Source organism: Pedococcus sp. 5OH_020, from assembly GCF_027812955.1.
Taxonomy (GTDB): Bacteria; Actinomycetota; Actinomycetes; order Actinomycetales; family Dermatophilaceae; genus Pedococcus.
This window is the reverse complement of record NZ_JAPYZV010000011.1, coordinates 17,522-40,335: the sequence shown is the minus strand read 5'-3', so window position 1 is coordinate 40,335 and position 22,814 is coordinate 17,522. Positions and strand designations below refer to the sequence as shown.

Below are 22,814 nucleotides of genomic sequence, written 5' to 3'. Positions count from 1 at the left end.
TGTGGAGAACCGGGGTAGGGCTGTGCACTACATGTGGACGAACTACAACGGTGTAACCACTAGATATAGGTATCTTGTCCCACTGTGGCCTGGGACGCAACCCGGTTGGCCAAAGTGCTCCACGAGTGTGCATCCGCGCAGGTCAGCGGCCTGGCAACGACCCTCTCGACACGCCCAATCGGGCACTGAAGTGACCACTGGGGCGCCCGACGAGGCCAGATATGGGGTTTGGCCCCCTGGCCTCAACCACATCTGGTGCCGGGGCGGCGTCATACGGCGGGGGACGGGCGGAAGGCCAGTGGTGCTGCCGTCCCCTCGCCCTGTCGACCTCAGGCCATCGAGAGCAGGAAGGCCGCCGTGAAGCCCAGCACCGTCAGCAGGCCGACAAGCCGACCCGCATGCTCGACCGCTTCGGGGACCATCGTGTCGGCCAGCATGGTCAGGATGGCGCCGGCGGCGAACGCCTGGATGGTCGCGACAACCGCGGGGCTGGCACCGTCGAGCAGGACGTAGCCGAGCGCTGCTGCGATGGTCGAGGCGACCGTCACAGCAACCCATAGCCGGAAGATCCGTGGGGCACTGTGGCCCGCCGAACGCATACCCGCCGAGGATGACAGGGACTCGGGGATGTTCGAAAGGAAGACCGCCGCCACGACGGCGATCCCGACTCCCCCGCCGCCGATCGTGCTGACGCCGATGGCCGCACTCTCGGGAATGCCGTCCAAGAGGGCGCCGAGCGCCAGGGCTGTCCCCGCGGCACCCGGTTGCGGACCGTTCGGGCTCTTGCGCCGGTTCCCACCGTGGTTGTCGACCAGCCAGTCCCCCACGAAGAACACCACCGAACCGGCGACCAGGCCCAGCACGGTGGCAACTCCGCCCGCTCGGTCGTAGGCCTCGCGCGTCAGCTCGAAGGTGAGCGCGCTGACGAGCACGCCCGAGCCGAAGGCCATCACCCAGCCGATCACCCTCTTGGACGTGGGCAGCCAGATCCCGGCCGCGGCGCCGATGAGCAGAGCCGCACCTCCGACGAACCCCCAGAACCCAGCCTGCAGCACGGTCACTCCACGGGTCGTCGGACTCCTTCGCCACGGCGCGGGCAGCGGCCGCGTGGCCTCTGCATGTTAGGTGACGGAGGCCTCGCACTGCCTCTTGAGACCGGCGGCCTCCATGGCCAGGTACCGGTCTGTCAGGCCCGAGTAGAGGCGCCCGACCAGGACGCCGAGAGGTCCGCTCTGCTCCACCGAGAGCCGCACGGTCGAGCCGCCACCGGGCAGCGGCTGGATCCAGTGCCGCGCGGTGGCCTTCGACCCGGGGCCCGTGGAGACCCAGGTGAAGCCCTCCTCGGGTTCGAGGTCGATGACGGTCCAGTCGACCGTGGGCAGGCGCGGCTGGCTGATCTTCGCCCGGGAGCCCGTGCGCAGTGGCCCCTCCTCGAGGCGCCGCACCCACCGCACGGAGCGGGTCCAGTCCGGCCAGCGTTCGACGTCGGTCAGCACCTGCCACACGCGCTGAGGGGAAGCAGCGATGTCAACGACGGTGCTGTGCTCCATGACCCAATCGTCCGCTCCGCCATCGCGCACTGTCAGCCCCCTTGGGCAGGATGGCGTCATGGAACTCGACCGAGTCCTGCGTCGGCGGCTGACGACGCAGCGGCTCAGCTCAGCCCCGATGCCCAGCGCGGCTGATGCCGTGCGCCTGCTGACCTGCGTGCAGAGCCAGGAGCGCGACCATGCCTTCTTCTCACTGGGGCTTCGCTCACGCGGCTCGACGTATCCCGCGGTGCAGGCCGAGCTGGACTCCGGACGCTTCCTGCGCACGCACATCCTCAGACCGACGTGGCATTTCGTTGCCGCCGAGGACCTGCGGTGGATCCTGGAGGTCACCTCTCCCCGGGTCCTGTCGGGGATGGCAGGCAGGCATCGCCAGCTCGGGCTGGACGACGTCCAACGCCTGGGTGACGGCCTCGAGCTGCTCGCAAAGCTGGTGCAGGGCAAACGGTTCCTCACCCGACCGGAGATCAACGACGAGTTCACAGCCCGGGGCAGCCCCATCACCCCAGGCCCGCCGCTCGGTCACCTGCTGCTGGTGGCGGAGCTGCGCGGCCTGCTGTGTTCCGGGCCCATGAAGGGCGTCCACCACTCGTACGCTCTGGTGGACGACGTGGTGCCGCCCTCACCGTCGCTCGACCGCCAGGACGGCGTCAGAGAGCTGGTACGACGGTTCTTCGCGGGCCATGGGCCGGCTTCCGTCAAGGACTTCACCCGCTGGTCGTCCCTCACGGTGGCGGACACGAAGGCGGCGCTTGCGGACCTGGGCGGCGTGCTCGAGCCGGTCGAGGTGGCCGGGATCCGTCACTGGTTCGACCCGTCGGTGGTTCCCCGCGCCCGGGCGACGGCCCCGCGCGCGTACCTCTTCCCGACGTACGACGAGGCGGTGCTGACCTATCGCCAGGTGACGTTCCCTTCGCGGCCGGGTCATCCGTATGCCGAGCACGCGGACCCGTTCTGGGCGTGGATCGTCCTCGACCGCGTCAACGTGGGGCTCTGGAAGCGGACCGTCCGGGGGTCAGTCGTCGAGCTGGACGCGCGGCTCGCACCGGGCCTCGGCGATGATGAGCGGGAGCAGGTGCGGCTCGCCGCCCAACGGCTTGCGACGTTCCTCGGGCGTGCCCTGTCGTATTTCGAGAACGAGGGCAAACCGCATCTGTGGGGCGGCGTGATGGGCCACCCCGCACGGCGAGCGCGACGCGACGACCGCTGAGCCGTGACCCCAAACCCTGATGCCGCGGCGGTGACCCGAGACCCGTGATGCCCAGCCGCGCATCCCAGACCTGTGGTCGCGGCAGCGATGACGGCAGTCGCGGTTGCGTTGTCGCTCAGCGGCGGACCTGGCGACGGTTCGAGTCCACTCGCGACGTCCAGCCCCTGCGGTCGAGGTACTCCAGGAGCGGAACGGCGACGCGGCGAGTCGTGGCGAGCGCCTGTCTGGCCTCGCTCAAGGTGAACGGTTGGTCCAGGCGGGAGAGCTCGCGCATCGCTCGCGCCGGTGCGTCGGGCAGCAGCACCACGTCGTCGTCGAGCCGAAGGATTCGCTTCGTGCGCTCGGCCGCGGCGAGCTCACGGTTGCCGAGCCCGGCCGCCTGGAGCTCCGGCCGCTCCGGGGCCTGGAACGGGGCAGCCGCCAGGCGCTGCTCGATCCGTCGCAGCCCTTCCTCGGCCGCCCCGAGGTCGGCGGCCACCCCGGGCTGCCAGACGCGCCCGTCGCGGACCTCGAGTCCGGCACGCGCCGCGACGGCCGTCACGAGCGCGCGGTCAGGCACGCCGGCCGCAGCGCGCGCGGCCTCCACGGAGAGGCTGGGCTCCAGCGGTGCCGTCCGAGCCTGCTGCGACACCGCGGCGGCAAGGGCCGACGCGTACTGAGCCAGGGCCTGCTCGGCGACCAGCCAGTCACCAACTCGCCGCACGGTCGCGGCGTCGGTAGCCGTTGGTGCGAAGAGGATTCCGAGAGCCTCTGCGTCGCGCACCCGCATCGCTCCACGCCTGCCCACCTCCGTCACGAGGTCCGGTATGCCGGTGGCGCCGGCCAGCTCCTCAGCGCGGCGGGCACCGGCGCCCCGGCGTTGCAGGACCGGAGGGTCGGCGTCGAGCACCAGGCCGCCGAGCAGGGCGCGGGACCCGGGGTCACGAAGGATCGCGCGGTCGCCCGCCACCAGAGGCAGCGCGCGACCGAGCGTCAGGCGAGCCACCTCAGCCCCCAGCGGCCGGATCCGCACGCCGACCGCGGCAGTCCCGACGTGCAGCACGCCTTCTGCGGGGAGGTCTAGGGCTCGCGCCTCCCCCGGGTCGGCTCGCAGCGCCTGAACCGGGTCGCCGGCACGGTGACGACCCGCTGGGTCCCCGAAGTACGCAGTAACGAGTCTGACGTCGACGACACCGGTCGGTCGCCACGCGTCCGGAGTCAGCAACGCGTCCCCCCGGGCCACGTCTGTGGCGCTGAGGCCTCGCAGGTTCACGGCGACCCGACATACCGGCTCCGCCTCGCGCACCGGCTGCCCCAGGGACTGAAGGCCGCGCACCGCGATCTCACGACCCGAGAGCTCCAACCGGTCCCCGAGCGCGATGGTGCCCTCCCCCAGGGTGCCCGTGACGACTGTGCCGCTTCCCTTGATGCTGAAGGCCCGGTCGACCCACAGACGCACTCGCCCTTGCGCACGCGGCCGTGGCAACGACGACACGAGCCCGCTGAGCGCCGTACGCAGGTCGTCGAGCCCCTCGCCGGTTCGCGCCGAGACCGCCACGGCCGGAACGCCGCGCAAGCTGGACGCCGCCAGTCGCCCAGCGGCTCGCGACAGCGTCGCGGCGGGGTCCGCCAGGTCGGTGCGGGTCACCACGAGCAGTCCGTGCCGGATGCCGAGGGCGTCCACGGCAGCCAGGTGTTCCGACGACTGCCGGCGCCACCCCTCGTCGGCGGCGACGACGAACAGGACCGCCGGCACGGGGCCGAGACCCGCGAGCATGTTGCCGATGAACCGCTCGTGCCCCGGGACGTCCACGAACGCCAGCTGCTCCCCCGCGGGCAAGGTCGTCCACGCATAGCCGAGGTCGATCGTCAGACCGCGACGATGTTCCTCGTCCCACCGGTCCGGCTCGATCCCGGTGAGCGCACGCACCAGGGCGGACTTGCCGTGGTCGACGTGCCCGGCGGTCGCGACGACGTGCACGCGGGTGTGCCTTTCCCTCTGACGAGCTGGCGGAGGTGGACGGGAATCGAACCCGCCAGGCCGAGATACTCGGCCTCACCGGTTTTGAAGACCGGGGGGACCACCAGGTGCCCAGACACCTCCGGGCGCAACGCTAGCCGTAGAGTCGCACCGTGGGCAGCGGGGGTAGCGACGGGGGTCACGCGAGTCCCGAACGAAGCCAGCCCAGCAGGGTCGATGAGCTCCTGGCGACGGTCCGCCAAGGGCTGGACCGGCTCACACCTACGGAGGCTTTCCACGAGCAGCGCGAGGGTGCCCTGCTGGTCGACACCCGCACTCCCTCACAGCGCGCTGCCGTCGGAGAGGTCCCCGGTGCGATCGTCATCGACCGCACCGTACTCGAGTGGCGCCTGGACCCCACGAGCGCGTACAGCATCCCCGAGACCGCACCCGGGCGACGGGTGGTCGTGCTGTGCCGCCAGGGCTACAGCTCCTCCTTCGCCGCGGCCGCGCTCCGCGCACTGGGCCTCGACGCTACCGACGTGGTCGGCGGCGTCGAGGCGTGGTCGCAGGAGGGACTGCCGCTGAGTGCGGATGGCGCAGACGTGCGGCAGTGAGGACCGACCGCTTGACCCGCGGCCACCTGGGTGCGCGGCTCCCTCAGTACCGACTTCTCAGGAAGCCGTGACGTCGGAACCAGCGCCGTCGCGCGGCTTCCGGGTGACCAGCGGGATGACCAGGGCGACGAGCGCAATGATCCCCACCACTGTGAAGCCGCGGGTGTACGCCTTCTCGTCGCCGATGAGCTTCGCGATCAACAGTGGCCCGACGACCCCGCCGATGCTCCAGCCGATGAGCATCAGCCCGTAGATCGCGCCCGCGTTCTTGACGCCGAAGAAGCGACCGGCCGTGGACGGCATCGTCCCGAACGCGCCGCCGTAGCAGGTGTAGACCAGCGCCGCGAGGATGGCGAACATGGCGGGCGAGGAGGCATGCGGGATCAGGATCAGGCAGATGCCCTGGATACCGAGGATCCCCATGAACGCGGGCATCTTGCCGATCCTGTCGGACAGCCAGCCCCACAGGATGCGGCCGCCGCCGTTGAAGAGGCCGAGCGTTCCGACGAGGCTGGCGGCGGCGAGCTTGGAGAAGCCCGCGACATCGGTCGCCGACCCCGCTGCGACGGAGATCAGCGAGATCCCGGCGGTGACACTGAGCGTCAGGATCGCCGTCAGCAGGTACCACTGCGGGGTGGAGAGCGCCTCGTTCGTCGGGAAGTCTCTGGTGGGCGTGCGCTCCGAGGCCACCACGCTGGCGGGCGTGGAGGCCGCCCCGCCGTCTGGCGCCGTAGTGGTGGCGCCGCCGGACCTCGGTGCACGGGCCGGCGCAGAGGAGGCCCCCCGGGCAGTCCCCGGCACCTGGTATCCGGCCGGGGGGTTCCGGAAGAGGCTGGCACCCAACAGGATCGCCACGAGGTAGCCGATACCCAAGGGGAGGAACGCCTTCGTCGGCACCGACGGCGTCGCGTCGATGAGCCGCTGCCCCACCGGCGCGGTGATGACGGCACCGAAGCCGAAGCCTGCGACCGCGATGCCGGTGATCAGACCCGGCTTGTCGGGGAACCACTTCTGCAGCATGGCGATCGGCACGATGTAGACCATCCCGAGGCCGAAGCCGCCGAGCACGCCATACCCGAGAACCAGCAGCCACAGCTTGCTCTCGTCGGTGGCGAACGACGCCAGGATCACGCCGACCGCGTAGATCACCCCTCCGACCAGCGCGACGATCCGCGGACCCTTGCGGTCCTGGATGCGACCACCGACGAAGCTGCCGACGAAGATCATCCCGATGACGACCTCGAACGGGATGGAGGCCGTGGACTTCGACCAGCCGAAGGCCTCCTGGCTCTGCAGCGCCTTGGCGAACACGCTCCATGCGTAGACCGCCCCGATGGCCAGCTGCACCAGCACCCCGGCGACGAGGATCAGCCAGCGGTTCGGCGTGGCGGTGTCATGGCCTTGAGGGCCTGCGTCCAGCGTTCGGGTGCGTGAGGACTCGCTCATCGGTCTCTCCCTTCAGGGGCCGGATACGCACCCCTATCGACTTGTCGTGATGGCGTCGTCGGTGACCCCCTCGGCGCGACGCCGCTCCAGACGCTCCCGTTGCGGTGAGACGGTGTAGCGAGGGTCCTTGGCGGACTCAATGCCCGCTTCGAACACTCCGAAACGCGTGCACGCCGAACCCGCCAGGAGCGCCAGCCCGCTCAGGCCTGCGGCGACGCGGTTGCGCCCGAATACCGTTGCGGTCACTGCGCCGGCGCCGGTCAACGCCTTGCTCGCGCGCAGGAGTAGGCCGGCTCGTCCGGTGCGCAGCGGCTCCGCGAGCACCTCGCCGAGGTTGCCCTCCATCCTGTGCATCGCCACGAGCTCCAGTGCCGCGCCGGCCGCCGCCATCCGTCGCGCCGGCCCGGTCTGTTCCGGGGGCGAGGTCAGCAACGCGAGACCGGCCGCCGCCGCGCTCGCGGAGCCGACGAACACGAACGGCAGCTGACGGTACGACTCGTGCCACGTGGGCGACGCGGTGTCCGCCAGGAGTATCGCGGTGTACGCCGCAAGAGGGGGCGCCATCAGAGCGGAGCCCGCAGACGCGGCGGGGTCCGCGACACGAAGCACCTTCGCCAGGCCGGAGTCCCGGTCCAGGAACCCTTGACCCGCCTCGCTGGCGACGGCCAGCCCGGCGAACGCGCCGAAGGCGGTGAGGATCCAGCTCCCGACGGACATCGGCGAGGTGACCTTGACCGTCCGCATCATGTTGAGCGCGCGCGAGGGCTTACCGAGGTCGCGCACCAGTGCGAGGCCTCCCACTGCCACGGCTGCGAGCGCGGAGTAGCGCGCGTTGCGGCGCAACGTCGGCAGCCTCCTCGCGGCCGCCCCGGCACCGATGAGACCTGAACCCGCGGCGACCCCGCCGAGGAAGATGTACGCCGGGATGTCGGCCTCCCAGGGAGCCGGCTTCACCACTGAGCGGCCGTAGTAGCTCTCGAACTTCACGTCCGGAACCATGAGCGACTCGTCGCGCCGTCCCCCACCGGCCCGACGCTCGGCTCGCCGCTCCGCCCGGGTGCGCTCGGGCGGCCGGTCGGCGTCGAGCGGGTTGGTCGTCATCGCCGGCGACCTCCTACGAACGACGCCGCCGCGAGCCCGAGCATCGCGACCGCCGCGAAGCCGGCCTTGCGGAACATGTCGGGTAGCGCCGCCGTGGTGACCCTGGGGTCCGGCGGCAGGCCGTACACCTCCGGCTCGTCGAGCAGCAGGAAGACCGAGCCCGTGCCACCGACCCCGTCGTTCTCGTTCGCGCCGTAGAGCCGCGCCTCCGGGTAACCCAGGTCATGCAGTACGTCGACACGCTCGCGCGCCGCGTCCTGCATCTGTGCGAGGTCGCCGAACTTGATCGACGTGGTGGGACAGGCCTGGGCGCAGGCAGGGGTCTGGTCGTGGCCGATCCGGTCGTAGCACAGGGTGCACTTCTGGGCGATGCCGGCGTTCTTCACCGTGTCCTCGCCGGGGCGGCGTTCGATCACGCCGAACGGGCACGCGGCGACGCAGTAGCCGCAGCCGTTGCACACGTCGTCCTGGACGACCACCGTGCCGAACTCGGTGCGGAACAGCGCTCCCGTGGGGCAGACGTCCAGGCATGCGGCGTGCGTGCAGTGTTTGCACACGTCCGAGGACATCAGCCACCGGAAGTCCGGGATCTCGGCTTCTGCGACGGCCACCCCCGCCGAGCCACCGTCCTGGAAGGGCTGCCCTGTGGACTCGCGTTGCCCCACCGCGGTGCGCTCCGTGGGGGTGGCCCCGCGCAGGTCGGTCACACCCGACCCATCACTGGACCCGCCGGCCGCCTCCGCGGTCGCGCGAAGTGCCGGCATACCGAGGTCGACCAGGCGGCGGCCAGACTCGCGCGCCGTGGCGATGCGGTCACCGTCCTGCTCGACGAATGCGACGTGCCGCCAGGTGCTCGCTCCCAAGGCACCGGTGTTGTCGTAGGACGAGCCCAGCAGCCCCAGCCCGTCCTCGGGGACGGCGTTCCACTCCTTGCAGGCCACCTCGCACGCCTTGCACCCGATGCAGATGGAGGTGTCGGTGAAGAACCCCTTCCGGGGCTTGCCGGTGTCCCAGGCCGCGTCGGTGGCGGGATCCGTGGGACCCGTCAGCTGGTTCTTCCAGAACCCCATCAGTGCTCCTGCCCTGTCGAGTCGATGTCTGTCGCGTCCGCCCCCGTCGTGTCGAGCTCGTTGCCCGTCATGACCGTCGTCCCGGACCGCGACTGGTACTCGGCCACGAGCCGAAGGAGCTCCTCGCCCCGCGGCCTGCGCCCCGGCTTGATGTCACAGGAGCCGACCTTGGACTCCTGGATCTGCACGTTGGGGTCGAGCGCGACGCCTAGCAGGTCGTTGGCCGCGTCGCCGGTCACCAGCGCCTCGCTGCCCACACCCCAGTGGTATGGCAGCCCGATCTGGTGGATCGTGCGACCCCCGATCGTCATGGGAGTCATCCGCTCGGTCACCAGGACTCGCGCCTCGATCGCCGTGCGTGCCGACACCAGCGTGGCCCAGCCTCCGTTCTCCAGGCCCCGCTCGGCGGCGAGCTCAGGCGAGACCTCGCAGAAGAACTCCGGCTGGAGCTCCGCGAGGTACGGGAGCCACCGGGACATTCCGCCGGCCGTGTGGTGCTCGGTGAGGCGGTACGTGGTGAACACGTACGGGTAGACCTCCGAGCCAGGCGCGCCCGCGGAGGGTGCCCACAGGTTGTCCTTGCGCGGGAACACCTTTCGCGCGGGGTTGGACTGCTGCGCGTAGAGCGGGTTGCGGACCGGGGACTCCTGCGGCTCGTAGTGCGTCGGCAGGGGCCCGTCGAGCATGCCCTTCGGCGTGAAGAGCCACCCCTTGCCGTCGGCCTGCATGATGAAGGGGTCGTCGCCGGCGAGGCCTTGAGGACCACCCGTGCCCTCGCCCGGACGGTAGTCGGGTCGGGTGGTCACCGGGAAGTCGGGCACGTCGTCGCCGGTCCACTTCCCGGACGCCTCGTCCCACCATACGTAGGCCTTCCGCTCGCTCCACGGCTTGCCGTCCGGGTCTGCGGACGCGCGGTTGTAGAGGATGCGGCGGTTCATCGGCCAGGCCCAGCCCCAGTCCAGGGCCACCTCGTTCTGCTCGCGTCCTGGAACCCGGCTCGCGGCATGGTTGACGCCGCCGCCGAACACGCCGGTGTAGATCCAGCACCCGCCTGTCGTGGAGCCGTCCGCGCGCATGTCGATGTACGTGTCGAGCGGCTTGCCGGCGTCAGCCCCGGTCAGGTGCACGCCGTTGATCTCGAGCAGCACCGCTGTCGGGTCGATCTCGCCCGTCTCGTCCACCGGGTAGTCCCACGTGAGGTCGAGGAGCGGGCGGTCCCGGGGGTCGGTGGAGTCCTTGAGCTTCTGGCGGATCCGCCGGCCGAGCTCGTAGAAGAACTCGAGCTCGCTCTGGCAGTCGCCGGGCGGCGCGACGGCCTTGTGCCGCCACTGGAGCAGCCGCTGGGTCTGCGTGAACGTGCCCGCCTTCTCTACATGCGAGGCCGGCGGCAGGAAGAACACCTCCGTCTGGATGTCCTCGGTCTTCAGCTCCCCTGTCGCGATCTCGGGCCCGTCCTTCCAGAACGTCGCCGACTCGATCAGGTTGAGGTCGCGCACGACGAGCCACTTCAGGTGTGAGAGCCCGAGCCGCTGCATCCGCCCGTGGGCGGAGCCGACCGCCGGGTTCTGCCCGAGGAGGAAGTAGCCCTCCACCTCGTCCTCGAGCATCGACATCACGGTCTGGTACGTCCCGTGCGGCCCGCTGAGCCGCGGCAGGTAGTCGTAGCACCAGTTGTTCTCCGCGGTCGCCGTGTCGCCCCACCATGACTTGAGCAGGCTCACGGCATACGCGTCGGCGTTGGCCCAGAAGCCCTTCTGCTCCTTGCTGGCGATCGCGTCCAGGTACTGCTCCCAGGTGTCGTGGGTGCCGGCCATCGGCATCGCGAGGTACCCGGGGAGGATGTTGTAGAGCGTCGGGATGTCGGTCGAGCCCTGGATGCTCGCATGGCCCCGCAGCGCCATGATGCCGCCGCCGGGACGTCCCATGTTCCCCAGCAGCAGCTGCAGAATCGCCGAGGTCCGGATGAACTGCGCGCCGAGCGTGTGCTGGGTCCAGCCGACCGAGTAGACCCAGGAGGTCGTCCTGTCGCGCCCGCTGTTCTCGGTGATCGCCTTGGCCACGTAGTGGAAGTCGTCGACCGAGATGCCACACGTGTCGGCCACCAGCTCCGGTGTGTAGCGCGCGTAGTGCCGCTTGAGGATCTGGAAGACCGTCCGGGGGTGCTGCAGGGTCTCGTCCCGTAGGACCTTGGCGTGCTCCAGCGCCGGCCCACCCGAACCGTGCTGGTCACCGGCGGAGTGGTCCGACTTCATGGCCCCGTGCTCCTCGGGACCCGCCTCGCCCACAGACCCCGCCCGGTTCTGGTCGTCGGAGCCGTCAGTCTCGTAGGCCCAGGACTTCAGGCTGTACGCGCCCTTCTCCGGGTCGTAGCCGGAGAACAGGCCGTCGAGGGCCTCGGTGTCGCGGTAGTCCTCGTTGACCAGGGTCGAGGCATTCGTGTACGCCACGACGTAGTCCCGGAAGTAGAGCTCCTTCGCCAGGACATGGTTCACCAGGGCTCCGAGGAAGACCACGTCGCTGCCGGCCCGGATCGGGATGTGCTTGTCAGCGCTCGCCGAGGTCCTGGTGAACCGCGGGTCGATGTGGATCACCTTGGCGCCTCTGCGCCTCGCCTCCGCGACCCACTGGAACCCCACCGGATGGCACTCGGCCATGTTGGAGCCCTGGATCACGATGCAGTCGGCGTTGGCCAGGTCCTGCAGGTACTGCGTGGCACCGCCACGGCCGAACGAGGCCCCCAGACTGGGGACCGTGGCGGAGTGTCAAATACGCGCCTGGTTCTCGATCTGGATCGCGCCCGCCGCCGTGAAGAGCTTCTTGATGAGGTAGTTCTCCTCGTTGTCCAGCGTTGCGCCGCCGAGCGAGGCGATGGCCATGGTCCGGCGCAGGGGACGGCCGTTCTCGTCGTGGTCCTGCCAGCCTCTACGCCGGCTCTCGATGAACCGCTCGGCGATGAGGTCCACGGCGGTGTCGCGGTCCAGGTCCTCCCACTCGGTGCCCCCAGGGCGTCGGTAGCGGACCTTCGTCTGCCGTCCGGGGCTGTTGACGAGCTGCTCGCTGGCCGAGCCCTTGGGGCACAGCCGCCCGCGGGAGATCGGCGAGTCCGGGTCCCCCTCGATCTGCACCACGCGCTCGTCCTTGACGAACACCCGCTGGCCGCAGCCGACGGCGCAGTAGGGGCAGACGCTCTGGACGACCCTGTCGGCGGTGCTGGTGCGAGGCGCCAGCTCGCGTGTCTGCCGCGAGGTCACCGCCGGTCCGCGCCCGAGCAGGTCGCCGGTGGCCACCTGACGTACGACGGGCCAGGAAAGCAAGGTCCTCTTGACGTCCACCGAGCCTCCTCATCTGCACTTACGGCCCAACATGCCATATCGGGCAGCGAGGGGCATCCCGATGCGCCCGCCACACCGGTTCCACCCGGCTTCCCCGCTCGTTCGAGACGCCTTCGACCCCGGCTTCCCCGCTTGTTCGAGGCGGTGTCGGCATGGGCGCAGATGAACTACACGGTTGGAGTTTGCGCGACCACATGACAGGCCGGCCAGTCGCCCGCCAGGCTGGCTGGCGGCCCCCTGACCATGGCTGGATCAGACGGGTCACGCCGCATGGCGTTGACCTGTCCCCCACCCCCAGGAAGTCATGACCTCTCCGTTCCTCCATCGTGCGTCGACCACGGCCCTGACCCTGCTCCTGCTGGCGGCGACCACTCTGGGCATCACGGCGTTGCCAGCCCAGGCCGCGACCATGGTCCGGGAGTGCAAGGCCTCCTCGGTGGCCTGCATCTCGTTCTCCGGCTACGCCGGCAGGTCCGTCTGGGGCTTCCCGGTCAGTGCCAGCGGCAACAACTGCGTCAACTACGCCGCGTACCGACTCAGCCGGAACGGTCTGGCGAACATCTCCGGTCTCGGCAACGCCGGAAGCTGGGCAGCGAACGCCAAGGCCAAGGGCTACCGCGTCGACCGGACCCCGAAGGTCGGGTCCATCGCCCAGTGGAACTACGGCAGCGCCTACGCGCCGTCCTATGGCCACGTCGGGTATGTCGAGGAGGTCACCAGCAGCTACGTCGTCATCTCCGACTCCGCCTGGAGCGGGTACTCCTCGCGATGGCGCGTCCCGTACGGCGATGTCAACTATCCGAGCAACTTCATCCACTTCAAGGACACGGCCTACCAGCCACCACCGTCCGGGACGTTCCTGCAGGCGCGGGAGACCGGTGAGGTGTACCGGCTGGTCGGGAAGGCGCCGGTCTTCACGTCCACCTGGACGGGCCTCGGCGGCATTCAGCCTACCCACCTCGTTTCGGGCTCGACCCTGGCCGCCCTGCCGGCGCGGCCGGCGGAGGGCGCGTTCATCCGCGGAGCGCAACGTGGCGAGACCTACCGCATCGCCGGAGGTGCCCCACTCCTCGTGACCACCTGGACCCCCTTCGGTGGCGTCAAGCCCACCGTGACCGTCGACCAGAACGCGATCGACCGGGCAGGGTCCGGGGGCCACTGGAACCATCTGAGGGCACGGCCGGCCAATGGGACGTTCATCCAAGGTGCTCAGCGCCAGGAGGTCTACCGGGTCCTGGGAGGAGCTCCGGTCGTAGTCAGCTCGTGGACCAACATCGGCGGCTACCGCACCCCCGTGGTGGTGGACCAGATCGCGATCGACCGCGCAGGTAGTGGTACCAGCTACAACCACCTCAGCTTCCACCCGAGCGACGCGAGCGTCCTGGTTGCGCTTCCCGGAAAGGCGTACTACCGCATGTCGGCGGGCGCGCCGATTCCCACGACCGCGACGGCCGGGGCCGTGGGGGTGGACGAGATCGCGGTACAGCGGGCCGGAGACACCTCGGCGCTTCGATGGACCCACCTGTGCAAAGCAGCGTGATCCTCATGCCAGCGGCGAGTGCTGCCACGCTGACGGACGGGCGGCGTTCCGACGGCTGAGGGGCGCCGTTCGAGCAGTCGGGAGCCGCAGCCTGCGCAGACGTCGACCAGCGCAGACGTCGACCAGCGCAGACGTCGACCAGCGCAGACGTCGACCAGCGCAGACGTCAGCCGACCGCTGGGATGAGTAGCGTCTGGCCAGCATGCACCTGCGTCCCTGTCAGGTCGTTCGCGACCTGGATCCGGGCGACGGCGTCGGCCATGGGCAGCTGTGGGAGCTGCTCCGTCGCGATCTGTGAAAGGGTCTGCCCTGGCTGTACCGAGGTGGAGTGGTCGATGGTCATGGCCGATGCGCCGCCGGAGAACAGTGCCACGGTGGTCACCAGCGCGGCCGTCACGGAGGTCAGCGTGATCGCCAAGCGCCCTGCGCGGGTCAGCCTCAGCGGGGCGGCCGGCACGGCCTTCGCGGCCTCCCCGCAGGGCAGCGAGACCAGCCGTGGCCGGGCCGGACGAACCGGCATCCGCACCGGTGCGGGGGCGACGTCCCAGGCGACTGCTGCACTCATCGGGTCCTCCATCTGTCGGTTCTTCGAACGGCTGTACGAAGAAGCCCGTGCCTGATTTCTAGCACGCCTGTTCGAATCCATCAAGACACGCGTCGAACACATGTTTGGAACTGGCGTTCGAACGCCATACGCTGTGTCCATGCCTCAAGCAGAACAGAGGCCACCGACAGAGCACTGACAGAGCACCGACAGAGCACCGGCACACCACCGACACAGCACCTGACTGAGCACGGGCAGAGCGCCCGACAGATGACCCCGGAGAGCCACCCGGCCTCCGGCGCACCCCACCAGCGGCATACGAGGAGCGGCATGAGCGCTGACAACGTCAAGGAGCTGCCCGACCGCGACCGTGGCGACGGTCTCACGGTGCGCCAGCGCCGGGTCCTGGAGGTCATCCGCAACTCGGTGGACCGACGCGGTTACCCACCGAGCCTGCGGGAGATAGGGGAGGCGGTCGGACTCACGTCCCCGAGCTCAGTCGCCCACCAGCTGTCGACCCTGGAGCGCAAGGGGTTCCTGCGCCGGGACCCGAACCGGCCCCGAGCCATCGAGGTCGTCTCGCCGGACTCCCCGGCGGACATGCGCGGGTACCGCGGTGGGGCCAGCGCCTCGGACGAGACGGCTCTCTACGAGCCGGACGTGGTGGACGAGACGGGGATCAACGACCACCGTCCGGAGGCCTCCTACGTCCCGGTGCTCGGCCGCATCGCGGCCGGCGTGCCTCTCCTGGCAGAGGAGACGGTCGAGGACGTGTTCCCGCTCCCCCGCCAGATCGTCGGGGAGGGTCAGCTGTTCCTGCTGCACGTGGTCGGTGACTCGATGGTGGACGCGGCGATCTGTGACGGCGACTGGGTCGTCGTGCGGCAGCAGCCCACTGCCGACAACGGTGACATCGTCGCCGCACTGCTGGACAACGAGGCGACCGTCAAGACGTTCAAGCGACGCGACGGCAAGGTGTGGCTGATGCCGCACAACGCGGCGTTCGAGCCCATCGACGGCGACCACGCGACCATCCTGGGCAAGGTCACCGCCGTCCTCCGCAGGGTGTAGCCGCGCCGGTCTAGTCGCCGAGCGCGTCGAGGAACTTGCTGAGCCGCTGCGTCAGCTCGTCCGTGGCGCGAGCCTCGTCCCAGAGCTCCCACCACTCGTTGTCGTCCGGACGCAGCGCGCGGTGGAGGGCCTGGGTGGCGAGCTCTTCCAGCCGGTCGTCGACATCCAGCGGCTCCTCGTCCAGCCACCGTGGCACGTGCCTCTCCCCGGCGATGCACTCCGGGTCGTCCGAGCCCGCCACGACGACGGCTGCCGCGATCGCCTCCGCCATGACCGGCGCCTCGATGTAGTCGGTGGAACGGATCACGCGGCCCATTGCCGACTCGACCTTCTCCCGGCGCTCCGGAGGGCTGGAGTCCTCGAGCTCGTCCAGGAAGTCGAGCGCGTCGTCGTTCTCGAAGGGTCCGGCTCCACTGGTGCCCATGCCAGTCCTCCCTCGTCGCACCACAGCCCTGATGACACGAGCGTGCCAACTCGGCTCACGACACGCCAGTGAAGTCCACGGGCTGTCGCCGCCGCTGGTACCAGGCAGTGTCGACATACCGCCCGAGCTTGAAACCGACCTCCTCCAACACCCCGACCCGCCGGAACCCCGACCTGCGGTGCAACGCCTCGCTGGCCTCGTTCGGCAGTGCCACCACGGCCACCTCCGTATGGACGTCCTCGCGCGCGTCCAACCGCCCCAGCAGGACCTCGTACAGGCGTGTGCCGACACCCAGCCCGCGAGCGTGCGAGGCGAGGTAGACCGACACCTCCTTCGTGCCCGCGTACGCCGGCCGCGGTCTGAACGGGCTGGAGTAGGCATAGCCCAGCACGACGTCTCCGCGTACCGCCACGAGCACGATGTCGCCGCCCCCCGCCGCCGCCAGCTTGTCCGCGAGGTACGCCGCTCCACGGGGCTCCGTGTCGAAGGTGGCCACCGAGGTACGGACCTCCTCGTCGTAGATGGCCGCCATGGCCGCGAGGTCCTGGACCGTCGCGTCGCGAACGACGACGGGGGTGGTGGGCCGGCTCATATCGGCGATGCTAGGAGCATGACGGACCGCCGACAGATGTGGGACGAGCGTTACGCCGCCAGTGACCGCGTATGGAGCGCCGGCCCGAACGCGGAGGTGGAGCGCATCGTGGGCGGATGGTCTCCCGGAAGGGCCCTGGACCTCGGTGCGGGCGAGGGACGGCATGCGGTGTGGCTCGCGTCGCTGGGCTGGCGGGTGACGGCCGTCGACTTCTCCGCCGTCGGGCTGGCCAAGGGCGAGGCGCAGGCGACCAGCCGTCGGCTCTCCGTGGACTGGGTCGTCGCCGACGCCCGCTCCTGGCAGCCGCCGGACGGGGCACGGTACGACCTGGTCCTCGTCTCGTACCTGCACCTGCCCGAGGACGTGCTGTCGCGGGCCCGCGACTGGCTCTCCGTCGGTGGCAGGCTCGTCGTGGTAGGCCACGCGCTGCGCAACCTCACGCAGGGGGTCGGCGGGCCAAGCGACCCGTCACTTCTTCACACCATGGAGGGGCTCGGAGCCGCCACCAGCGGTTTGCAGGTCGAGCGCTGCGAGGAGGTTGTCAGGCACACCGACGGAGGGGACGCGATCGACGTGGTGCTCATCGCTAGGCGGCCAGCCGGGTGACGAGCTCGCTCAGCGTAGGGCCGAGCGGAGCGTCCAGCTGGAGGCTGGCCTCGCCGTCGCCCCGCGTGGGGCCCCGCGTGATGATGGCGACCGGGATGCGCCGCGCGGCGGCCCGGCGTACGAACCGGTAACCGCTCATCACCTTGAGACTCGATCCGAGGACCAGAAGGGCGCCCGCCTCGTCGGTGAGTGCGAAGCAGCGCTCCACCAGCGGTTTGGGCACCGACTCCCCGAAGAAGACGACGTCGGGCTTGAGGGTGTCCCGGCCGCAGACGAGGCAGAGGGGGACGTGGAAGCCGGAGACCTCCAAGGCGTTCAGGGAGATGTCCCCGTCGGGACGGATCTCGTCGCTCGTGACTTGGAACCCTGGGTTCGCCGTATGCATCCGCTCGTCCAGATCTGCACGTCTGGTCCGGTCTCCGCAGGTGAGACAGACGACCGTGGCGAGGGAGCCGTGCAGCTCTGTGACGTCGGTGGCGCCGGCCCGCTGGTGCAGACCGTCGACGTTCTGGGTGATGACGTGGCCGAGAAGCCCTGCTCGCTGGAGCCGTGCCACGGCACGGTGACCTGCGTTCGGCTCTGCCGGGGTGAAGCGCTGCCAGCCGACATAGCTGCGGGCCCAGTACCGCTGCCTCGCGGCACTCGAGCCGATGAACTCCGAGTACTGCATGGGCGTGACCCGGCGGTTGCCGTCTGGTCCCCGGTAGTCGGGGATGCCGGACTCGGTCGATATCCCGGCACCGGTCAGCGTCAGGACGTCACCGCCCGCCAGGAGGTCGGCTGCAGCGTCGAGCTGGTCGGTCAGTGCTGCTGAGGTCACCTGCCAAGGGTACGTGCGGAGGCGCTGCGTCCGAGGAGCCGCCGCTCGGCAGAGTGCCGCAGCGCTGCCTCGACGACCCTCGGGTCGGCGACGTCCGGGTGTGGCGGTCGCCGTGGGGCGTCGCGGGTGACGAGCTCGGGGGCGTGCCTGCGCACCTGTGCGTCCGCGACGAGATAGCCGTGCCGCTCGAGGATGTGTTGCTCCTGCTCGGAGAAGGCGTCCAGGTCGGTTCGCACCGCGTTGACGAGCTCCGTCGTCCCGGCCGGGTAGGAGCCCTCCACCGCCGTGTCGAGGGCCCACGTCGTCCCATGGATCACCCCGCGGGCGAGACCGGCGTGCAGCCAGCGGCTGCGCACCGACTGCCCGCCGCTGGTGGCGACGTCGAGGATCCGCAGCATCCGGCCGTGGACGGTCCGTTCCGTATGGGGCTTGAAGACCGCGCCCCCGTCGCTGACCAGGACGGTACGGTGCGACTTCCAGACCGGCTCGAGCCCCAGGTTGTCGTAGATGCCACCGTCCGTGAGGCGAACATGCCTGCGCAGGCTGCGGCGCTCCTCCGGTGACTCCAGCCCGCGACGCCCGCCCGCCAGGTGCATGGCCGCTCCGTCCAGGACCAAGGGGGCGAAGAACGGGGGCAGTGCGCACGACGCTGCGACCGCGTCGGCGATGCGCAGGGATGTCGGCGGTTCGGCATACCCCATCCGGTAGTCCCCAAGACGGCCCCTCGGTCGCCGCCGCGTCGGCGACTCGAACACCCAGCCGACGCCGTATGACACCTCGGTGGCGCCCGTGACGACGGCCAGGACGGGGCGGGACTCCCGCAGCGGACGCTCCCACCACGGGATCGCCTCCACCAGCTCGTCGGCCAACGCGCGGACGGCCGCGTCGGCGCGACGCCACGACGCGGGCTGGAGCTTCCTCATCAGGGCCGGGGTGCGGATGTTTCGGCTGGTGAGCAGGCCGAGGGGTTCCGCGACAAGCTCCTGGAACCCGCCGACGCGGACATTTCCCGAGGCGTTGCCGTACTCCAGACGCGGGTCCCCCAGCAGGTTGGCGATGATCGACCCGCCCGAGACGCCGCTCACGGTGTCGACCATCGCGAGGATCCCTAGCTCGTCAAGACGACGGCAGGCGCCCAGGTGGAATAGCGCCGCGCGGAAGCCGCCGCCCGACAGGCACAAGGCCGTGCCGTGCCGGCGTCGAGATCCCTCTTCCAGGGGCGGCACGCCCAGCTGGGCCGGCCTGCCGGCCGGACGGGCTGGGGAGGTTGGGTCGGGACTCATCGTGAGACCGATGTAACCAGAGGCTTGCGACAGCCGCCGCTGAGAGACGGACTTCCATCACAGATCAGCCGACAATCGCGCTTCTCGATAACAGTCAGTTATGATTGCTGCATGATCGATGCCGCGGGCCTGCGCGTGATGAAGGCCATCGCCGACGAAGGCAGCTTCACCGGAGCCGCCCTGGCCCTCGGGTACTCCCAGCCCGCGATCTCCCAGATGGTCCGTCGGCTGGAGCAGCGGACGGGCACGGTGCTGGTCGAGCGGGTGGGTCGCAACGTCCGCCTGACGGAGGCCGGAGCTGTGCTGGCCCGGCATGCCGTCGCGGTGCTGTCGGCACTGGATGCCGCGGAGGAGGAGGTCGCCGCCATCGCCGGGCTCCGGGCCGGACGGGTCAGGCTCATGGCCTTCCCCTCGAGCTCGGCCACCCTGGTGCCGCGAGCGCTGGCCCTGGTCAAGCAGCGTTTCCCCGACGTGCAGGTCACCTTCACCGAAGCCGAGCCGCCGGAGTCGCTGGCCGCCCTCAAGGCCGGTGAGTGCGACCTGGCCGTCGCGTTCGCCTACGAGGGGACCGACGTAGCCCGGGGCGAGGAGGACATGGAGCTCTTCGTCACCAGCAAGCTGCTGGACGACGAGGTGCGGCTCGCACTGCCCCACGACCACCCGCTTGCGGAACGCGATGTCGTAGACCTCGCAGCACTGGCGCAGGAGAACTGGATCGCCGGCTGTCCTCGCTGTCGCGGTCACCTGCTGCAGATGTGCGCGAACGCGGGCTTCACCCCGCACGTCGGGTTCGAGACCGAGGACTACGTCGCCGTGCTCGGCCTCGTCGCGGAAGGTCTGGGTGTGGCGCTCGTCCCCGACCTCATCCTGCGCACAGCCCATCACCGCGACGTCGTCACCCTTCCGATCAGCCCGGCGTCGCGACGGACCATCAGCGTCGTCACCACCGCAGACCTCCAGCGCGTACCCGCCGTCCAGGCAACCATCGAAGCCCTGGTCGAGGCGGCCAAGGCGAAGCCGCGGGTCCTCGCCAGCACCTGACCACCCTCGGCCAGAGACGCAGCACCGCTCAGCCAGTGCACGGACGGAGCACCGCTCAGCCGGAGAAGGAGCACCGCTCAGCCGGGGACGGGCCGAGCACCGCTCAGCCGGGGACGAAACACCGCTTCGTCATCGACGGCGCCACGTCACCGTCACCTCGTCCCCGGTCGTGACCACGGCGATATCGCCTCGCTGGTCGGTGCGCAGCACGGCATACCCGTCGTCTCGCAGAACTCGGAGCGTCCGGGGCGAGGGGTGCCCGTAGTCGTTGTCCTTCCCCACGCTCACGACGCCGACCGGCGCGGCCACCAGTCTCATCAGGTCCTCGTCGAGGTTGGACGAGCCGTGATGCGCCACCTTCACGACGTCGAATCCGCCTGCGCGGGCTCGCAGCCGGGGGTCGCGTCGCAGGTCGAGCAGGATCGCGTGGGCGGCCTCCCGCTCCACGTCGCCCAGCAGGAGGAGATCGAGCGGGCCGGAGCGCACCGCCAGGACCACGCTGCCATTGTTGGGAACCGAGCCGCTGGAGATCCTGCGCTCCGGCCACCACACGTCAGCCGTGACCCCCGGCCAGACCAGGTGGTCGCCCGCCTGCACTTCGACCACCGGGATGCGTCGGGCCGTCGTCCACCGGCGCACCTCGTCCCACTGGTAGCCGGGCTCGCGGACGGGAGTCGCGAGGACCTCCCTGACGGTGCGGCCGTTGATGGCGCCGATGAGACCGTCGACGTGGTCGGCGTGGAAGTGGCTCAGCACCACGGAGTCGAGGACGGTCACCCGCAGCCGACGAAGACACGAGCTGATCAGCGCCGGGTCCGGGCCGGCGTCCACGAGGACCGCATGGCCCGGCGTGGTCGCCAGCACCAAGCCGTCGCCCTGGCCCACATCGCAGGCGACGAACCTCCAGCCCGCCGGCGGCCACACCACCGCGGAGGTCGGAGCGGCCACGCCCACGACGAGTAGGCAGCACGACGCAGCGGCCACGGGCCGTACCCGTACGGCCTGCACCCACCAGCGCGCCGAGAGCAACAGGCCGACCGTCACACCGGTGAGCAGGACGGCCCCCACGGCGCCGTCCGGCCAGGGCAAGGTGCCGCCCGGTATGGTCGCGCAGGTCCGTGCGGTCCAGGCGATCCCGAGGGTGGGCACGGCTGCGACCCAGCACAGGACGCCGGCTCCCCAAGGCCACCACGGTCCCGTGACCGCGGCCGCCACTCCTGAGATGGTGGCCGGCGCCACCAGCGGGGCGGCGAGCAGGTTCGCGAGCACGCCCACCACGGACACTGAACCTTGCAGGAGCACGATGACCGGGGCGCACATCGCCTGTGCGGCGAACGGGATTGCGAGGGCCGGTCCCCACGAGGCCAGCCGCCGCGGAAGCCGTCGGCTGATGACCTCTCCCCAGGTGCGCACGAAGAGAAGCAGCCCTAGCGTGGCCAGCGTCGAGAGCGCGAAGCCGTACGACCGGCTGAGCCACGGGTCCACGACCAGCAGCATGATGACCGCGGCGGCGAGCAGCGGGATGCCTGCGCCGCGACGGGAGCGGCCCAGGCCCAGGAGCCCGATCGCGCCCATCGTGGCGGCTCGCAGGACGCTCGGCTGTGGACGGGCCAGCACGACGAAACCGGCCAGCGCCAGCATCGCGACGAGCGGCCTCGCCCGACGCGGGAGTCCCGCCAACCCCGCCCCACCGAGCGCGAACGACAGCACAATGGCGACGTTGCTGCCCGAGACGGCGGACAGGTGTGTCATCCCGGTGGCGAGCATGGCATCGGTGAGGTCGGGCGGGGTCCTACTGGTGTCCCCGATGACGAGCGCCGGCACGAGGCCCCGGGCGTCGGCAGGCAAAGGGGCGGCCGCTCGGCGCAGGCCGGCTCGCAGACGCTCCGCCGCGCGTGCGGGCCACCCAGGAAGCCCGAGCGTGACGGGAAGCCCTGACGGACGCAGGATGGCCACCACGTCCTCACCTGCCTGGGCCGGCACCAGCTTGCCTCGGAGGCGGAGCCGCTCGCGCCACCGCACCTCAGCGAAGCGCTCGTCGGCCATGACGAGCACCGGAGTGTGGACGGCGAAGCGCTGTCCTCTGGCCGTCACCTGGCGGACCGAAAGGCTGAAGGCGACGCGGGCACCCTGCGTGCCGCCCGACGACCGTAAGGCGGGATCACTGGTGACGACGCCGTCAAGCGTGACCGCAGCGTGGTCGGTGGCCAGCTGGGACACCGGACCGGTCGAGCGCACGCCGAGATCTCCGGCGACGGCCACACCCACCAAGCCCATCGCGGCACAGGAGAGGGCCAGGACGGTGCCGAGGCGTTCGAGCCGTGGAGAGCGGCGCACCAGCAGGCAGGCAGCCAGGACGGTGAACACGGCCGCAGCGACCACCACCGGCCGCATGGACCACGACAAGGCCACTACGCAGAACGCCCACGCCGCGAGCGCCGGCACGAGAAGCCTCAGGTCCAGGACCGTCGAGGCCCGTTCGACCTCGAGAGCAGCACGTTGTGACGAGGGGCTGGCACGTCCCTGGCATTCGCTGGACCGCCCATCCGGTCCGTGCGACATCACCGGTCCCTGCGACATCAAGGTGCCTGGGACATCACGGTGCCTTGCGACATCACGGTGCCTTGC

General features: G+C 70.4%; 19 protein-coding genes and 1 tRNA gene. 6 read left to right on the top strand and 14 right to left on the bottom strand.

Annotated elements, in window-relative coordinates; translation table 11 throughout:
* Positions 1 to 329: 329 nt before the first annotated feature.
* Together PHA84_RS17980 and PHA84_RS17975 are read right to left on the bottom strand one after the other, a co-directional pair.
* Entirely contained in the window at positions 330 to 1,055 is a 726-nt protein-coding gene (locus tag PHA84_RS17980; protein ID WP_270889520.1) for a ZIP family metal transporter, read from the bottom strand.
* Positions 1,056 to 1,121: 66 nt separating this feature from the next.
* Entirely contained in the window at positions 1,122 to 1,550 is a 429-nt protein-coding gene (locus PHA84_RS17975) for an SRPBCC family protein (protein WP_270889519.1), read from the bottom strand.
* Between the two features lie 58 nt (positions 1,551 to 1,608).
* Between PHA84_RS17975 and PHA84_RS17970 the strand changes: the two genes are divergently transcribed.
* Positions 1,609 to 2,760 (top strand): winged helix DNA-binding domain-containing protein, encoded by a 1,152-nt coding sequence (locus PHA84_RS17970; RefSeq protein WP_270889518.1) that lies wholly within the window; start codon positions 1,609 to 1,611, stop codon positions 2,758 to 2,760.
* Positions 2,761 to 2,875: 115 nt separating this feature from the next.
* On the opposite strand, the gene selB is transcribed toward PHA84_RS17970, so the two are convergent.
* Both selB and PHA84_RS17960 read right to left on the bottom strand, forming a co-directional pair.
* Complete coding sequence (selB, locus tag PHA84_RS17965) at positions 2,876 to 4,720, bottom strand: selenocysteine-specific translation elongation factor (RefSeq protein ID WP_270889517.1); 1,845 nt, start codon at positions 4,718 to 4,720, stop codon at positions 2,876 to 2,878.
* Positions 4,721 to 4,747: 27 nt separating this feature from the next.
* Positions 4,748 to 4,843: transfer RNA gene (locus tag PHA84_RS17960), tRNA-Sec, on the bottom strand.
* Between the two features lie 29 nt (positions 4,844 to 4,872).
* On the opposite strand from PHA84_RS17960, the gene PHA84_RS17955 reads away from it, so the two are divergent.
* Positions 4,873 to 5,316: a rhodanese-like domain-containing protein gene (locus tag PHA84_RS17955; protein ID WP_270889516.1), complete on the top strand. Its 444-nt coding sequence runs from the start codon at positions 4,873 to 4,875 to the stop codon at positions 5,314 to 5,316.
* Between the two features lie 57 nt (positions 5,317 to 5,373).
* Here the strand turns inward: PHA84_RS17955 and PHA84_RS17950 are convergent, their stop codons facing one another.
* The 4 genes from PHA84_RS17950 to fdh are packed head-to-tail and all read right to left on the bottom strand — an operon-like array spanning position 5,374 to position 12,265.
* A complete protein-coding gene (locus PHA84_RS17950) occupies positions 5,374 to 6,762 on the bottom strand; it encodes an OFA family MFS transporter (RefSeq protein ID WP_270889515.1) in 1,389 nt (462 codons plus the stop codon).
* A 33-nt stretch (positions 6,763 to 6,795) separates the two neighbouring features.
* On the bottom strand, positions 6,796 to 7,863 hold the full coding sequence (gene nrfD, locus PHA84_RS17945; RefSeq protein ID WP_270889514.1) for an NrfD/PsrC family molybdoenzyme membrane anchor subunit: 1,068 nt from the start codon (positions 7,861 to 7,863) through the stop codon (positions 6,796 to 6,798).
* Positions 7,860 to 8,933 carry a 4Fe-4S dicluster domain-containing protein gene (locus PHA84_RS17940; RefSeq protein ID WP_270889513.1) on the bottom strand — a complete coding sequence of 358 codons (1,074 nt, stop codon included), beginning with the start codon at positions 8,931 to 8,933 and terminating at the stop codon, positions 7,860 to 7,862. The genes nrfD and PHA84_RS17940 overlap by 4 nt, the downstream gene beginning before the upstream one ends.
* Complete coding sequence (gene fdh, locus PHA84_RS17935) at positions 8,933 to 12,265, bottom strand: formate dehydrogenase (RefSeq protein ID WP_270889512.1); 3,333 nt, start codon at positions 12,263 to 12,265, stop codon at positions 8,933 to 8,935. The genes PHA84_RS17940 and fdh overlap by 1 nt, the downstream gene beginning before the upstream one ends.
* Positions 12,266 to 12,569: 304 nt before the next feature.
* Here fdh and PHA84_RS17930 point away from each other — a divergent pair, with 304 nt between their 5' ends.
* Complete coding sequence (locus PHA84_RS17930) at positions 12,570 to 13,805, top strand: CHAP domain-containing protein (protein ID WP_270889511.1); 1,236 nt, start codon at positions 12,570 to 12,572, stop codon at positions 13,803 to 13,805.
* Between the two features lie 166 nt (positions 13,806 to 13,971).
* Here the strand turns inward: PHA84_RS17930 and PHA84_RS17925 are convergent, their stop codons facing one another.
* Positions 13,972 to 14,370, bottom strand: coding sequence for a LysM peptidoglycan-binding domain-containing protein (locus PHA84_RS17925; RefSeq protein WP_270889510.1), 399 nt, complete (start codon positions 14,368 to 14,370; stop codon positions 13,972 to 13,974).
* 309 nt (positions 14,371 to 14,679) lie between these two features.
* Here PHA84_RS17925 and lexA point away from each other — a divergent pair, with 309 nt between their 5' ends.
* Positions 14,680 to 15,420, top strand: a complete 741-nt coding sequence (gene lexA, locus PHA84_RS17920) for a transcriptional repressor LexA (RefSeq protein WP_270889509.1) — start codon at positions 14,680 to 14,682, stop codon at positions 15,418 to 15,420.
* A gap of 10 nt (positions 15,421 to 15,430) precedes the next feature.
* On the opposite strand, the gene PHA84_RS17915 is transcribed toward lexA, so the two are convergent.
* Positions 15,431 to 15,844: a DUF4259 domain-containing protein gene (locus PHA84_RS17915; RefSeq protein ID WP_270889508.1), complete on the bottom strand. Its 414-nt coding sequence runs from the start codon at positions 15,842 to 15,844 to the stop codon at positions 15,431 to 15,433.
* A gap of 55 nt (positions 15,845 to 15,899) precedes the next feature.
* Positions 15,900 to 16,436, bottom strand: a complete 537-nt coding sequence (locus tag PHA84_RS17910; RefSeq protein ID WP_270889507.1) for a GNAT family N-acetyltransferase — start codon at positions 16,434 to 16,436, stop codon at positions 15,900 to 15,902.
* Positions 16,437 to 16,454: 18 nt separating this feature from the next.
* On the opposite strand from PHA84_RS17910, the gene PHA84_RS17905 reads away from it, so the two are divergent.
* The gene (locus PHA84_RS17905; RefSeq protein ID WP_270889506.1) at positions 16,455 to 17,042 is read left to right on the top strand and encodes a class I SAM-dependent methyltransferase; all 588 of its coding nucleotides are present in this window, start codon (positions 16,455 to 16,457) and stop codon (positions 17,040 to 17,042) included.
* Here PHA84_RS17905 and PHA84_RS17900 read toward each other — a convergent pair.
* Both PHA84_RS17900 and PHA84_RS17895 read right to left on the bottom strand, forming a co-directional pair.
* A complete protein-coding gene (locus PHA84_RS17900; protein WP_270889505.1) occupies positions 17,023 to 17,862 on the bottom strand; it encodes an NAD-dependent protein deacetylase in 840 nt (279 codons plus the stop codon). The genes PHA84_RS17905 and PHA84_RS17900 overlap by 20 nt on opposite strands.
* Positions 17,859 to 19,145 carry a patatin-like phospholipase family protein gene (locus tag PHA84_RS17895; RefSeq protein WP_270889504.1) on the bottom strand — a complete coding sequence of 429 codons (1,287 nt, stop codon included), beginning with the start codon at positions 19,143 to 19,145 and terminating at the stop codon, positions 17,859 to 17,861. Before PHA84_RS17895 ends, PHA84_RS17900 begins: the two co-directional genes overlap by 4 nt.
* A gap of 111 nt (positions 19,146 to 19,256) precedes the next feature.
* On the opposite strand from PHA84_RS17895, the gene PHA84_RS17890 reads away from it, so the two are divergent.
* Positions 19,257 to 20,186: a LysR family transcriptional regulator gene (locus PHA84_RS17890; RefSeq protein WP_270889503.1), complete on the top strand. Its 930-nt coding sequence runs from the start codon at positions 19,257 to 19,259 to the stop codon at positions 20,184 to 20,186.
* A 129-nt stretch (positions 20,187 to 20,315) separates the two neighbouring features.
* Here PHA84_RS17890 and PHA84_RS17885 read toward each other — a convergent pair whose 3' ends face one another.
* The gene (locus PHA84_RS17885) at positions 20,316 to 22,748 is read right to left on the bottom strand and encodes a ComEC/Rec2 family competence protein (RefSeq protein WP_270889502.1); all 2,433 of its coding nucleotides are present in this window, start codon (positions 22,746 to 22,748) and stop codon (positions 20,316 to 20,318) included.
* Positions 22,749 to 22,814: the final 66 nt, after the last annotated feature.

Bases quoted from the DNA above. Each gene is read 5' to 3' on its own strand.
- PHA84_RS17975 (WP_270889519.1), bottom strand. From the start codon at position 1,550: ATGGAGCACAGCACCGTCGTTGACATCGCTGCTTCCCCTCAGCGCGTG.
- PHA84_RS17970 (WP_270889518.1), top strand. From the start codon at position 1,609: ATGGAACTCGACCGAGTCCTGCGTCGGCGGCTGACGACGCAGCGGCTC.
- PHA84_RS17950 (WP_270889515.1), bottom strand. From the start codon at position 6,762: ATGAGCGAGTCCTCACGCACCCGAACGCTGGACGCAGGCCCTCAAGGC.
- nrfD (WP_270889514.1), bottom strand. From the start codon at position 7,863: ATGACGACCAACCCGCTCGACGCCGACCGGCCGCCCGAGCGCACCCGG.
- PHA84_RS17940 (WP_270889513.1), bottom strand. From the start codon at position 8,933: ATGGGGTTCTGGAAGAACCAGCTGACGGGTCCCACGGATCCCGCCACC.
- PHA84_RS17930 (WP_270889511.1), top strand. From the start codon at position 12,570: ATGACCTCTCCGTTCCTCCATCGTGCGTCGACCACGGCCCTGACCCTG.
- PHA84_RS17925 (WP_270889510.1), bottom strand. From the start codon at position 14,370: ATGAGTGCAGCAGTCGCCTGGGACGTCGCCCCCGCACCGGTGCGGATG.
- lexA (WP_270889509.1), top strand. From the start codon at position 14,680: ATGAGCGCTGACAACGTCAAGGAGCTGCCCGACCGCGACCGTGGCGAC.
- PHA84_RS17915 (WP_270889508.1), bottom strand. From the start codon at position 15,844: ATGGGCACCAGTGGAGCCGGACCCTTCGAGAACGACGACGCGCTCGAC.
- PHA84_RS17910 (WP_270889507.1), bottom strand. From the start codon at position 16,436: ATGAGCCGGCCCACCACCCCCGTCGTCGTTCGCGACGCGACGGTCCAG.
- PHA84_RS17905 (WP_270889506.1), top strand. From the start codon at position 16,455: ATGACGGACCGCCGACAGATGTGGGACGAGCGTTACGCCGCCAGTGAC.
- PHA84_RS17895 (WP_270889504.1), bottom strand. From the start codon at position 19,145: ATGAGTCCCGACCCAACCTCCCCAGCCCGTCCGGCCGGCAGGCCGGCC.
- PHA84_RS17890 (WP_270889503.1), top strand. From the start codon at position 19,257: ATGATCGATGCCGCGGGCCTGCGCGTGATGAAGGCCATCGCCGACGAA.
- PHA84_RS17885 (WP_270889502.1), bottom strand. From the start codon at position 22,748: ATGTCGCACGGACCGGATGGGCGGTCCAGCGAATGCCAGGGACGTGCC.